This window comes from Actinomadura sp. 9N215 (assembly GCF_044326345.1).
GTDB lineage: Bacteria > Actinomycetota > Actinomycetes > Streptosporangiales > Streptosporangiaceae > Spirillospora.
Window position 1 is genome coordinate 20,003 of record NZ_JBIRBA010000002.1, and the last position, 13,755, is coordinate 33,757.

The 13,755-nt window shown below is 70.8% G+C and carries 6 protein-coding genes; 4 read left to right on the top strand and 2 right to left on the bottom strand.

Translation table 11 applies throughout. The features are described from left to right. Nucleotides 1-8 precede the first annotated feature (8 nt). Nucleotides 9-6,023 carry a hypothetical protein gene (locus ACH34T_RS02980; RefSeq protein WP_395990370.1) on the top strand — a complete coding sequence of 2,005 codons (6,015 nt, stop codon included), beginning with the start codon at nucleotides 9-11 and terminating at the stop codon, nucleotides 6,021-6,023. Here the strand turns inward: ACH34T_RS02980 and ACH34T_RS02985 are convergent. Then, nucleotides 6,010-8,040 (bottom strand): phosphocholine-specific phospholipase C, encoded by a 2,031-nt coding sequence (locus ACH34T_RS02985; RefSeq protein ID WP_395990371.1) that lies wholly within the window; start codon nucleotides 8,038-8,040, stop codon nucleotides 6,010-6,012. The genes ACH34T_RS02980 and ACH34T_RS02985 overlap by 14 nt on opposite strands. 194 nt (nucleotides 8,041-8,234) lie before the next feature. Beyond that, complete coding sequence (locus tag ACH34T_RS02990) at nucleotides 8,235-9,161, bottom strand: endo alpha-1,4 polygalactosaminidase (RefSeq protein WP_395990372.1); 927 nt, start codon at nucleotides 9,159-9,161, stop codon at nucleotides 8,235-8,237. A 621-nt stretch (nucleotides 9,162-9,782) separates the two neighbouring features. Here ACH34T_RS02990 and kdpF point away from each other — a divergent pair. From kdpF to kdpB, 3 genes are read left to right on the top strand one after another with little or no spacing between them, the layout of a single operon-like run. Continuing rightward, nucleotides 9,783-9,854 (top strand): K(+)-transporting ATPase subunit F, encoded by a 72-nt coding sequence (kdpF, locus tag ACH34T_RS02995; RefSeq protein WP_395990850.1) that lies wholly within the window; start codon nucleotides 9,783-9,785, stop codon nucleotides 9,852-9,854. Beyond that, a complete protein-coding gene (gene kdpA / locus ACH34T_RS03000) occupies nucleotides 9,854-11,521 on the top strand; it encodes a potassium-transporting ATPase subunit KdpA (protein ID WP_395990373.1) in 1,668 nt (555 codons plus the stop codon). Before kdpF ends, kdpA begins: the two co-directional genes overlap by 1 nt. Further along, nucleotides 11,521-13,755 (top strand): potassium-transporting ATPase subunit KdpB, encoded by a 2,235-nt coding sequence (gene kdpB, locus ACH34T_RS03005; RefSeq protein WP_395990374.1) that lies wholly within the window; start codon nucleotides 11,521-11,523, stop codon nucleotides 13,753-13,755. Before kdpA ends, kdpB begins: the two co-directional genes overlap by 1 nt.

Here is a 13,755-nt window from a genome sequence, read left to right on the forward strand (position 1 = left end):
TGTCACCCATGACCAGCGAACCACTGACCCTGTTCGCCCTGCTCGGCGTGACGAGCACCGCCGAAGCCGCCGCGAAATTGCCGGACGGCGTCTTCGACGAGAAGAACCTCCAGCCGCTGGTCGGCTACCTGAACTCCGTGCTGGAGTTCGGCGCCGTCCGGCCGGGCGCCGCGGCCGACCGGGTCGGGATGTTCGCCGAAGCGGCCGTGAAGCCGCATCCCAACCCGCATCCGCTGGTCTTGAAGAAGATGCCCGACGTCGTGTTCCTGCTGCGCCCGGTCGTGCTGGCCCGGCCGGTACGGCTGTTCGTCACCCAGTCCGCCGCCGGCGTCGAGGTGGTGGTCGAGGGCCTGCCGGTCGAGATCCGGCTGCCGCCCGCACTGGTGACGCCGGTGACGCCACGGATCGCGGACGTCAAGCAAGCGGGCCCGTTCGAGCCCGGCTTCTACGACACGTTCGAGGCGGTGCTCAGGGATGTGGCGCCGTCGTCGATCTTCGTGCACCTGCGGGTGCGGCTCACCGAGGAAGGGCAGGTGGTGATCGAGCCGGCCGTGCCGATCTCGTTCGGCGCGTGCCGGTTCAGCGGGCTGCCGTGCCGCGCCGTGCACGACCTCGGCTTCCTGCCATATCCGAAACTGAGCGGCGAGCACACCGAGCACGAACTGGCGCTGGAGTGGACGCGGCACACCATCACCGGCGACCTCGGCGGTTTGTTCACCGTACGGACGCTGGATCTCGACCACACCCTCGACCCGATCAAGGGGCTCCTCGACCGGGTCGCGGACCAGACGGCCGCGGCCGATCTGGAGTTCGTCCTCGAAGACCTGGCGCTGCCGGTGCGGACGCTCCTTCCGATCCCGGTGCACGGCCGGTTCGGGTTGCGACGCGCCGTCCTCCAGGGAGGTGACGAGCCGGAGGCGTACGACCTCACCCTCGCACCCGTCGAAGTGAAGCTGCCTGTGCTCGACGGCTGGCGGCTGAAGATCTTCCGGCTGCTCTTCGAGACGCCGGCCACCGCGGTCGTCCGGATGGCCGTCCTGTTCGGCGACGACGAGGACACGGACCAGGGGCTGCTCATCGACGTCACCGACGGCTGGCTCGTGCAGGGCGCCTGGGTGCCGCCGAAGCCGCTCAAGCTCCTCACGTTCCTCAACGTGACGGTCAGCCTGATGACGGTGAAGCTCGGCTACCTGCTGCGCCACGTGCCGGACAGCGGCTGGGACGACCACGCACGGCTGCTGGCCGACCTCGGCGTCCAGATCGGCGAGGACACGGGCAAGCCGTTCACGGCGCGGGTCAGGCAGACGATGGTGCTGCGCGACCTCGGCTGGGACCAGGGGGAGGTCAAGCTCCTGCCGGACCTCTGGTTCCCCGAGTCGATCAAGCTGTACGCCTTCGGCGCGGTCCAGCTGGAGGTCGAGGAGGTCGCGTTCCTCAGCGAGGACAACGGCGGCCGCTACATCGGTTTCAGCGGCGGGATCTCGGTCTTCCCCGGCGCGGGCGACCAGCCGGAGAAGAGGCTTTCCCCGAGCACTCCCGGTGAGCCCGCGCCAATGGAGCCGGCCGGCGGCGGCGCCGGGCTGCGGTTCCGGCGGCTGCGGCTGCGCACCGGCGGCAGCGAACGGGCGGCGGAGTGGCTGCTCGACGGCGTCAGCCTGTTCGTCAGGAAGGGCGCGTTCGAATTCAGCGGATCCGGCGGGATCACCGACATCGCCGTGAACGGGCACCGTATCCGGGAGTTCGCCCTCGGCCTGCTGCTCCGGTTCCCGGCGCTCGGGACGGAGGTGAGCGCCGGCGCGCAGTTCGCGTACGGCCGCGTCACCGGTCCTGTGGACAATTTCACGTACTGGCTGTTCGGCGCCCAGCTGTCCCACCTGCCGCTCGGCTTCACGCAACTGCGCAACGTGCGGGCGCTGGGCGCCTCCGGCCTGTCGCCGCTCCTGCCCGAGCCGAGCGGCCGCCCGCAGGAGATGCGGCTGCTCGACTGGTACAAGCAGCACAGCGGATCCGGCGCGGTCGAGCTGCGCGGCGACCGCGACCAGCAGCGCGGCGGCTGGCGGGTCGACCAGGGCGCCGTGGCGGGCGGCATCGGCGCCGACATCACGCTGCCGGTGGGCAAGGCGGTGTTCCTGCGGTCGTTCATCTTCGTGTACGACAGCGATGCGACCGTGCTGTTCGTCGCCGCCGACGTGTTCGCGCTCAAGAACAGGATCGGCACCGGCGCGGTCGAGATCGGCGACGGCGGGTGGAGCGCCCTGATCGAGGTGGACATCGACCTCGCCAAGCTGCTCGACACCGACAGCGGCCTGCTCAGGGGGCTGGCGAAGCTGGCCGGGAGGGTGTTCGCGAGCGACTCGCCGGCCACGTTCGCCATCGGCCGGCTCGCCGACCCGGCGACCTGGCTGACGCTGTCGATGGACAAGTCGCTGCTCGGGCTGAGCGGCCGCCTCTCCGTCGCGTTCGCCTTCGAGCTGTCCCGGGAGACGAGCGGCGCCGGGTTCGCGCTCACCCTGTCCGTGCAGGGGCTGTGCTCGATCGGCAAGGTCCAGCTCTACGCCGCGTTCGGCCTCCTGGTCGGGGTGTGGGGCAACGAGGCGGGCTCGTCCGGCTTCATCGCCTGGACCGAGGTGGCACTGCGGATCAAGGTGTTCCACGTGTTCTCGTTCGGCGCCGTGGTGAAGGCGGTCTTCGAGCAGCTCGGGCCGCAGGAGCCCAACTACCGCCGGGTCAGCCTCGAAGTGCGGATCGAGACGCCGTGGTGGCTCCCCGACGTCACCTGGCGCGTGACGCGGGTCAGGGAGACGCCGCAACCGGAGGCGATGCCGGTGCTGTCCGCGCCGTTGCTGAACGCCGGTGCGCTGGATCCCGGGACGTCGACCGAGACCGCGCTGGCGGCGACGGAGCTCGGCGCGCCCGGCGCCGTCCATTCGATCACCGGGCTGAGCGCGTCCGGCGGGCCGATCGGCGAATCGGTCTGGGCCGGGCTCACACCGGTCAGCGTGGACTCGGTCATCGCCGTCAACCTCGCGGTCGCGGTCGGCAACGAGACCACGGTCGTGCCGAGCACTCCGGTCGGCGCCGGACGGCAGGCGGCGACTCCTCCCGCGGAGAATCAGCTGAGCGCGACGTACACGCTCGTCCGCGTCGGCATCCGGCGACGGCCGCGCTTCGGCCCCGGCGCCGGCGTGTGGACCGATCTGCTGGCACCGGCCGACAGCGAGATCGGCGGTCTCGGCGACCTGCTGAACGACCCCGATCTGAGCGTGCGGTTCCGGTCGGAGGTGCGCTTCAGGTGGGACGCGGACGTCGTCGCCGACGACGACACGGTCGATCCGCGCAGGCTGCTGGTGAACGCCGATACGCCGTACACGTTCCTGACCGGCGACCCGGCCGTCGAGGAGGGGCTGCTCGCCAAGGACCCGTCGTTCCCCTGCTGCTTCAAACGGCCCGCCGTCGAGCACGTTCTCGACTTCACCGGGTTGCCCGTCGGGAGCCGGGTGCCGGTGGTGCAGCGCTTCACCGAGAGCGAGAGCACGATGCGCTGGGTGCGGCCCCCGGTCGTGGTCGCGAACGCGGCCGCCAGAGTGGTGGTCACGAGCGCGCAGGAGCTGACGATCGCGGTGGTGACGTTCGACGAACCGGCCTTCGCGCTTGACCTCACCGCGTTCTGGCGGCCGGTGGCGTCGCCGGATCTGCGCAGCGCGCTCGTGGTCGAGGCGGTGCGGGGGCTGAGCGTCGTCGACCGTCAGGTGATTCCGCTGCATCAGGGCAGTCCCGCGATGCCGATCCGATGCCAGGACGCTGACGGGATCACGTCGGTGACGCTGCGCTACGAGCGTCAGGTGGGGCCGGCCGAGCCCGCCGGGGAGTGGCTGGAGATCAAAGAGCTGCGGTACCGGACCGTGCGCGAGGAGCGCGACCGGCTGGCCGATGAGGGCCGGTGCGGCGCCCACGCCGCCGGCGGCGGGAAGTTGGCCTGGCTGCCCAACCACGACTACGAGATCGCGCTGACCGTGCGTTCGACGGTCGACTACGACCGCAGCGCGCAGGAGGTGCTCGTCGTCCAGCGGGCCGGTTTCCGTACCCGCGGACTGCCCGGACTCAACGCGACGGTGACGCCGGGCACCGAGCTGGAGCCCTATGTCGAGTCGGTTTACGGAGAGGTGCTGTATCGCCGCGAACCGATCGTGCTGGCCTTCGACGAACGGTTCAACTCGCTGCTCCCCGTCGACCGGACGCCTGCGCCGAACGCCCCCGCCGAGCGCGCTCAGCTGCTGGAGTGGGTGCCGGTCGTCGCGCAGCTCGACGGGGAGCGGCTGTCGGTGCCCAGCGCCGACTGGGTCGTCGCGCACCGAGCCACGCCGCCGCCGATCCGCGCGCCGCGGGTCATCGACGGTTCGGTGGTGCAGGCGACGGTCCGTCACGCTCCGACGCTGCAGCCGATGGCGCGGCGGCTGGAGAACCTCGAAGTCCTGTCGCCGTCCTGCGACCTCGACGAGCTCCGGCTGCATTCGTCGCAGGTCCTCGCGCACGTGCCCACCGGGGAACTCTGGCCGGCGCGGGCCACGCTGCGGGTCGCCGTCCGGGGGAAGGACGGCCCGCACGTGTCGCGCCGCCCGTTCGCGGCCGGTGACGAGACCGCCTTCACCCCCGCGGACGAGGGGCTGACCACCGCATCGGCGTGGCGGGTCGGCGATGGCGCGCTCTCCGCCTCCGGGGCGCCGGGGCTGCGGCACTACGCCGTGTTCGGCGAGACGACCTGGGATCACATCAAGATCAATGCCGAGTTCTCCTCCGCCGACGGCGAAGGAGCCGCGGCCGGCGTCGCCGTCGCCGTCAACGGGCTGCCGCGCGTGGACCGGGCGCTGGTGGCCGTGATCGGCGGCGGGCAGCTGCGGCTCCTCGCCCGGCGCGGCGGCGGGACGCAGCAGCTGGCCGCCGCCCCGTTGCCCGCCGGTTCCCCCGCCGGGAGCCCGTACGCGCTGGAAGTGCTCGTCTTCGACGACCGTGTGCGCGCACGCGTCGGGGAGGTCTCCGTCGAGGCCGCGCGCGGAGACCTGCGCGAGGGCCGGGTCGCGATCGTCCTGTCCGGATCCGCCGCATGCGCCGCGCTGCACGTCGACGGCCTGGACGCCTACATCACCCAGGTGACCACGAGCAGGTACGCCTCCTTCGAGGAGCACATCGGCGGCTGGGACGGCCAGGTCCGGCCGCTCCCGGGCGACGCGGACGGAGTCGCCGCGCTTCGCGCCGCCACGATCGGCCAGATCCCGGCGGCGATGGCCGGCGACCCCCAGATCCGCCAGCGCCTGTTCGACCGGTGGATCAGCGAGCTCGCGATCCCGCTGTCGCCGTCGGTGCCCGGACTGCGGCTCGGCTCCGTCGGGTCGCGGCTGCTGGTTCTGGAGAGCCCGGAACGCCTGCCGTTCAGCCGCGACGTCAGCCTCCGCGTCACGCACACGCTGCGGGGACAGCCGCCCTCCGACGCGCCACGCGAGCTGCTGGAGTTCGCCGCCGGGCTGGTCTTCGGCGACGGCGTCATCGACGGACCGATCTCCACCAAGGCGCTGCCCACCGTCGGCAAGACGCACACGCTCGTCCACTCGGTGCGCGGCCTGCCCGGCCCGGAGTACCGGCTGTACAGCGCCCAGATCGACGGCACGGACTTCCATGGTGAGCTGGGGCGGACGCGCAAGACCCCGCCGCTGCCCATGCCGCTGGACCACATACGGCTGCTGGACGCCTCCGGCAAACCGCTCGGACCGGCCCTGCCGCTGCCCGTCGAGCGCACGCAGGAGATCGACCTCGCCGTGCTGACCAACGGCACGGAGGATCGTGCCCTGCTGATCCCCGCGGCCCCGCTTGCCCCGGACACCTACACCTTCACCTGGACGATCGACCGTCCCCGCTACCGCTCGGCCGACGACGACGCCCGTTACCGGGCCACCGTCTCGACCGAGACCGTCCTCGCGCCCACCGCGATCCTTTTCAGGCACCCTCCAGTGCCGTTCATCGCACCTTGATACCGGGGTCGGTGAGGCCGGGCCGGCCGGTTTCGACGTGGCCGGCGAGGCGGCGCACGAAGTCGCTTCCGGCGTCGCAGGTGACGGTGAGGTCGTACCAGTTGGAAGTGCGCAGCGGCAGCACCGGGAGACTCGCCCGGCCGTTCGGACGGACCCGGATCTTGCGGGCCTGGGAGCCGTGGCCGTAGCCGTCGGCGACGGAGAACCTGACGGCCCGGTCCTCCTTGTTGATCAGCGTCAGCCAGATTGCGCCGTGCTTGACGTGCGCCTCGACCTCGACCCGCGTGCCCGCGTTCCCGGCGAACCGGCGCAGGAAGCCGTTCGGGCCGTGCACCGACAGGTCGTAGCTCTCGGCGTTCCAGGAACCCGGCAGCTCGCGGCCGGACTCGACGGTGTACGTGCGCGGATCCTGACCGGCGGCGGTGACGTAGAAGCAGGCCCCCGCCTTGCCGTGGCTGGCGAACTTCAGGGTGATCCGGCCGTCCGCGACCTCGCCGGCGACGCTCAGGTCGTACGGCAGCGGCCGGGTGCGGCGCCGGCCGCGCTCCTGCTTGAGCGGCTGCGCCGTGGCCGGGATCGCCGGGACGAAGGTCGGGTGCCGCTCGCGGTCCGGCGGCTCGTAGTCGTCGGTGTCCGGCAGCCCCGCCGGCCGCCCGTTCGGATCGTCGAAGTCGAACGCGCTGGTCAGGTCGCCGCACACGGCGCGCCGCCACGGTGAGATGTTCGGCTCGCGCACCCCGAAGCGCCTCTCCATGAACTGGAGGATCGAGGTGTGGTCGAAGGTCTGCGAGCAGACCCAGCCGCCCTTGCTCCAGGGCGACACGACGAACGCCGGGACGCGCGGGCCGAGGCCGTACGGCCCGGCCACGTACCCGCCGCCGCCCGCGAAGTACTCGGTGGCGGCGTCGGCGGTGGAGGCGCTCTCGGTCCGCGGCAGCGGCGGGTGCGGCGGCACGACGTGATCGAAGAAGCCGTCGTTCTCGTCGTAGGTGACGATCAGGGCGGTCTTGCTCCAGACATCGGGGTCGGCGGTCAGCGCGTCCAGGACCTTGGCGATGTACCAGGCGCCGAAATTGGACGGCCAGTTGGAGTGCTCGCTGTACGCCTCCGGCGCGGGAATCCACGAGATCTGCGGCAGCCGCCCGTTCTTGACGTCGTTCTCAAGAATGGAGAAATAGCTTTCGCCGCTGATGGCCTTCGTGCCGGTGCGGGCCTTCTCGAACAGCGGGTCGCCCGGCTTGGCATTGCGATAGTTGTTGAAGTACAGCAGCGAGTTGTCGCCGTAGTTGCCGATGAACGCGTCGTCGGTCCAGCCCCAGCCTCCATCGGCGTCCAGGCCGGTTCCCTCGTCCTGGTAGACCTTCCAGGAAATGCCCGCCTTCTCCAGCCGCTCCGGATAGGTCGTCCAGCCGTATCCCTTTTCCTCGTTGCCGAGGACCGGTCCACCGCCCGTGCCGTCGTTTCCGGTGTAACCGGTGAGCATGTAGTAGCGGTTGGGGTCGGTGGCGCCGAGGTAGGAGCAGAAGTATCCGTCGCAGACGGTGAACGCGTCGGCCAGCGCGAAATGGAACGGGATGTCCTCCCGGTCGAGGTAGGCCATCGTGTACTTCGACTTCGCCGGAATCCACTTGTCGTATTTGCCGTTGTTGAACGCCTGCTGGCCGTCGTTGCGGCCGTGCGGCAGCCCGTACAGGTACCGCATGCCCAGGTCGTCGACCTCGGGGTGGAACGGGAGGACGTCCGCCGTCCCGTCCGCCTGGTGGAAGATCGGCTTCCCGTCGGGCCGGATGACAGGCCGGGGGTCGCCGAGGCCGCGCACGCCCGGCAGCGTGCCGAAGTAGTGGTCGAACGAGCGGTTCTCCTGCATCAGCACGACGATGTGCTCCACGTCGCGGATCGTGCCGGTCCGGCGATGCGCGGGTATCTCGGCCGCCCGCGCGATGCTCTGCGGGAGCGCGGCCAGCCCGGCCGTACCACCGGCCAACTGCAGGAACCGCCGACGACTGACCTGGCTCATACGTGCCTCCGGAATGCGAGACCATCGGTGATCTCCAAGCCCGACAGATCGTCGTTGTCCCTGGTGGCGTGCGCGTGTACGCGGCCGGAACCGCCGCTGAAGCCCGCACGGACGACGTCCCGCCGCCGGCGGGGTCGTTCACGCCGTCCGAGTTCTTCACGACGGGCCGGGACGGGCGGCCGATTTCGGCGGTCTTACGATCGGCACGGTCTCCGGTGGGCTCCGGTGGGCGGTTCGTCCTTGACCAGCCCGTCGAAGCCGTGCCGCCGGTGGGCGCGGCAGGCGGCCGCGGGGTCGACCGAGCCCTCGTAGTCGACGGCGAAGACGGCCTTGCCCCGCTCGACGAAGACGTCGAGTTCGGCGCACTCGTCGAGCTCGGCGCATTCCTCCGGCAGCGCCCAGTCGAAGGAGTCGACCAGCGCCGCGGCGGAGCCGGGGCTGTCGTGGCCGTTCTTCATGCCCACCGACAGGCCGCGGGCGTGCGCCTGCGCGGCGACCTCCCGGTACCAGGACAACTGGTCGGCGACGGTGATCGGGAACCCGGGATCGTTGCCGACCGGGTTGTTCTGATCCGGCTCGACCCCGTCGCAGCCGATCCTCCTGGCCAGATCCAGGCGGGCCCAGATGATCTCGGCGAACGCGCGCCGGGCGGCGGGCCGGATGTCCAGCCACCGCTCGCCGTCCCAGCCGGTGTCCCAGCCGATCGCCGACCCGGCCTCCGGCGGGCGCGGCCGGTTCGGCGGCTCCGCTCCGGGCCGGTGCCCGGGGAACCGGGCCGCGTCGGGGCGGTAGCGCTCGTAGGCGCCGGTGTCGAGGTAGCAGATCACCACCGGGCGGGGCGACCGGGCGTGCAGCTTGTCGATCATGCCGGCCAGCGGGCCGGCCGGGACCGCGACGGATCGGCCGTCGGAATACCGCAACCGCGAGCCGGCCGGGGCCAGGTCGAACAGGTCCAGGTCGAACATGGCGCGCCGCGCGGACAGGTCGTACGGCTCGTCGATCTGCCAGTCCCAGTCCGCGACCTGCCCGGGCCGCGGCTGCCACCATCCCTCGCGGCTCCGGGGCGGCGGCGCGTCCCCGTCCCGGGCGCACCCGGCCGGCAGCGTCACCGCGAGCAACACGACAGTCCCGACGAAGGCGCGCGTCCGGCGCCCCCACCGGCCGCGAAGAGCACCAGCGATCATTTGGCTAAGACGCGCCGCGCCCCCGAACGGGTTTCCACCGGCTCGCAAGATCGGATGAGTTGGCTCTGGCTGCGCCTGCTGTTCCTGACCCAGCGTTTCTCTCCCTGGATCGGCCCTCGCGGCTCCGCGTACTGGGGTCGCGTCAGGAATGCGTTAAAACGCGGGGTCGGCGCGTTAAGGACCCGTCAAAAGGGCTTATAGCACCAACTAGCAGGCGTTTTACTCCTTGTTGGTCTCGCGAACGGGGGACCGCGCGATGCCGGGGAGGGGGTGTGATGGGTCGCCTGGAGCAGGTCGCGTTTCTGCTGGCCGGCAGTGCGCTGGGGGGCGGTGGCCTGGGCCATGGTGGCCGGATTCGACGTCGTGAAGACGGGAAGTCTCGCGGCGACCGGGCCCGACGACGCGCACGGTTGCGGGCCGTCCCGGTCCGCGGCCATTCGGTGAAATGAAGGAAAAAGCGATGTCTGACGTGATTTTCGTCCTGCTGACGCTGACGGTGTTCGTCCTGCTCGGCCTACTGGTGAAGGGCGTGGAAAAACTGTGACCGCCGAGAACGTGGTGGGGCTGGTCCTGGCATTCGGGCTGATCGTGTTCTTGGTCGTCGCCCTTCTCTACCCGGAGCGATTCTAGTGAGCGCGACCGTCGCGGGGATTCTGTTCATCGTGTCCCTCGTCGCCGCGCTGGCGGTGGTGTACCGCCCGCTCGGTGACTACATGTACCGCGTCTACAGCGGCCGTTCGCATTGGCGGGTGGAGCGCGGGATCTACAGGCTGGTCGGCGCCAAGCCGGACGCGGAGCAGAGCTGGAGCGTGTACGCCCGCAGCGTGCTGGCGTTCTCGGTGGTCGGCATTCTGTTCCTCTACCTGCTGCAGCGCCTGCAGGACAAACTGCTGCTCGCGATCGGCATGGAGCCGGTGAAGCCGGACGGCGCGTGGAACACCGCGGTCAGCTTCGTCACCAACACCAACTGGCAGTGGTACTCGGGCGAGTCCACGATGAGCCATCTGTCGCAGATGGCGGGGCTGGCGGTGCAGAACTTCGTGTCCGCCGCGGTCGGCATGGCGGTGGCCATCGCGCTGGTGCGCGGGTTCGCGCGCAGGAAGAGCGACCACCTGGGCAATTTCTGGGTCGATCTGACCCGCGGCACGGTGCGGATCCTGCTGCCGATCGCGTTCGTCGGGGCGGTGCTGCTGATCGCGGGCGGCGTGGTGCAGAACTTCTGGAACCCGGCCGACCACGTGGTCGGCACCCTCGGCGGCGGGGAGCAGACGATCACCGGCGGGCCCGTGGCGAGCCAGGAGGCGATCAAGGAGCTGGGCACCAACGGCGGCGGGTTCTACAACGCCAACTCCGCCCATCCGTTCGAGAACGGCACCCCCTGGACGAACTGGATCGAGATCTTCCTCATCCTGCTGATCCCGTTCTCGCTGCCCCGCACGTTCGGCCGGATGGTCGGGCAGAACCGGCAGGGGTACGCGATCGCCTCGGTGATGGCGGTGATCGCCGTCGCCAGTGTCGTGGTGACGCAGGTGTTCCAGCTCATCCACCACGGGACCGTCCCGACCGCGACCGGCGCGGCCATGGAGGGCGTCGAGACCCGGTTCGGGGTGTCGAACTCGGGCATGTTCGCCTCGGCGACCACGCTGACCTCGACCGGGGCGGTCGACTCGTTCCACGACTCCTACACCAGCATCGGCGGCGGGATGGTGCTGTTCAACATGATGCTGGGCGAGGTCGCGCCGGGCGGTGTCGGCGCGGGCCTGTACGGGATGCTGGTGCTGGCCGTGATCACGGTGTTCGTCGCCGGGCTGATGGTCGGCCGGACCCCGGAGTACCTGGGCAAGAAGATCGGCGCCCGGGAGATCAAGCTGGCGTCGATGTACTTCCTCGTCACGCCAGCCCTGGTGCTGGCGGGCTCGGCCGTCGCGGTCGCCAACGGCTGGGGCCGCGAGGGGATGGCGAACACCGGCGCGCACGGGCTGAGCGAGGTGATGTACGCGTTCACCTCGGCGTCGAACAACAACGGGTCGGCGTTCGCCGGGCTCACGGTCAGCTCCGTGGAGTACAACACCGCGCTCGGCCTGTGCATGGCGCTCGGCCGGTTCATACCGATCGTCCTCGTGCTCGCGCTGGCGGGCTCGCTGGCGCGGCAGGGCACGGCCCCACAGTCGGACGGCACACTGCCCACCTACAAGCCGCAGTTCGTCGGCCTCGTCGTCGGGGTGACGATCATCCTGGTCGCACTCACCTTCCTCCCGGCGCTCGCGCTCGGGCCGCTCGCCGAAGGAATCCACTGATGCCCACCCAGACACTTCAGGCGCCTAGTTCGGCGCCGCAGCCGCCCGCGAAGAAGGGCGGTCGCGTGCAGGGCGGCCTGCTCGACCCGGCGATGCTGGCCCGGTCACTGCCGGACGCGGCCCGCAAGCTGGATCCGCGCACCCTGTGGCGCAACCCCGTCATGCTGATCGTCGAGGTCGGCGCGGTGTGGACCACGGTGCTCGCCGCGCTGGACTCCAGCGTGTTCGCCTGGCTGATCACGGCCTGGCTGTGGCTGACGGTCCTGTTCGCCAACCTGGCGGAGGCGGTCGCCGAGGGCCGCGGCAAGGCCCAGGCCGACTCGCTGCGCAAGGCCAAGACCGACGCGGTCGCGCGCCGCGTGCTCGACTGGACGCCGGGGAAGGCCGAGCCGCGCGAGGAGCGGGTCGGCGCGACCGAGCTGCGGCAGGGCGACCACGTGGTGGTCGAGGCCGGGCAGATCATTCCCGGCGACGGCGACGTCGTCGAGGGCATCGCGAGCGTGGACGAGTCCGCGATCACCGGCGAGTCCGCCCCGGTCATCCGGGAGTCGGGCGGCGACCGGTCCGCGGTCACCGGCGGCACGAAGGTGCTGTCGGACCGGATCGTCGTGAAGATCACCCAGCGGCCGGGGGAGTCGTTCATCGACCGGATGATCGCGCTGGTCGAGGGGTCGAGCCGGCAGAAGACGCCGAACGAGATCGCCCTGAACATCCTGCTGGCCGCACTCACGATCATCTTCCTGCTGGCGGTCGCGACGCTGCAGCCGATGGCGATCTACTCCAGGGACGGCAACCCGGGCGTGGCCGACTCGCTGGCCCTGGGCAGCGGCGGCGTCAGCGGCATCGTGCTGGTGTCGCTGCTGGTGTGCCTGATCCCGACGACGATCGGCGCGCTGCTGAGCGCGATCGGCATCGCGGGGATGGACCGGCTCGTCCAGCGCAACGTCCTGGCGATGTCCGGACGCGCGGTCGAGGCCGCCGGCGACGTGAACACGCTGCTGCTGGACAAGACCGGCACCATCACGCTGGGCAACCGGCAGGCGGCCGAGTTCCTCCCGGTGAGCGGTGTGACGGAGGAGGAACTGGCCGACGCGGCCCAGCTGTCCAGCCTCGCCGACGAGACGCCCGAGGGCCGCTCGGTCGTGGTGTTCGCCAAGGAGCGGTACGGCCTGCGCGAACGCACGCCCGGTGAGCTCACCCACGCCACCTGGGTGCCGTTCACCGCGCAGACCCGGATGAGCGGCGTCGACCTGGACGAACTGGGCGACGGCGTCCCCGACCGTCCTCCAGCCCCCACCCACCGCCATTCAACGGACGAGCTCCGCTCGACGGATCGAAGGCTCCGCAAGGGCGCGGCGGCGGCCGTGGCCGACTGGGTCAGGGAACGCGGAGGGAACGTTCCGGCCGAGCTGAGCCGGATCGTGGACGGGGTGTCCGCCTCGGGCGGCACGCCCCTCGCGGTCGGCGAGCAGTCCGGGAGGACGGCGCGCGTGCTGGGCGTCATCCACCTCAAGGACGTGGTGAAGGCCGGGATGCGGGAGCGGTTCGACGAGATGCGCCGGATGGGCATCCGCACCGTGATGATCACCGGCGACAACCCGCTCACCGCCAAGGCCATCGCCGACGAGGCAGGCGTGGACGACTTCCTCGCCGAGGCCAAACCGGAGGACAAGCTCGCGCTGATCAGACGCGAGCAGGACGGCGGCCGGCTGGTCGCGATGACCGGCGACGGCACCAACGACGCGCCCGCGCTCGCGCAGGCCGACGTCGGCGTCGCCATGAACACCGGCACCTCCGCCGCGAAGGAGGCCGGGAACATGGTCGACCTGGACTCCGACCCGACCAAGCTCATCGAGATCGTCGAGATCGGCAAGCAGCTCCTCATCACGCGCGGCGCGCTGACCACGTTCTCCATCGCCAACGACATCGCCAAGTACTTCGCGATCATCCCGGCGCTGTTCGTCTCACTGTTCCCCGGCCTGGACGCGCTGAACGTCATGCGGCTGCACAGCCCGCAGTCGGCGATCCTGTCCGCGGTCGTCTTCAACGCGCTCATCATCGTCGCGCTGATCCCGCTCGCGCTGCGCGGGGTGAAGTACCGGCCGTCCGGCGCCTCGGCGCTGCTCAGCCGCAACCTGTCCGTCTACGGCCTGGGCGGGATCGTCGCCCCGTTCATCGGCATCAAGCTCATCGACCTGCTCGTCCGGTTCCTTCCGGGGATGGGGATCTCCTGA

Coding starts and splice junctions, on each gene's coding strand:
- ACH34T_RS02985 (WP_395990371.1), bottom strand. CDS start 8,040: ATGAGCCAGGTCAGTCGTCGGCGGTTCCTGCAGTTGGCCGGTGGTACG.
- ACH34T_RS02980 (WP_395990370.1), top strand. CDS start 9: ATGACCAGCGAACCACTGACCCTGTTCGCCCTGCTCGGCGTGACGAGC.
- kdpB (WP_395990374.1), top strand. CDS start 11,521: ATGCCCACCCAGACACTTCAGGCGCCTAGTTCGGCGCCGCAGCCGCCC.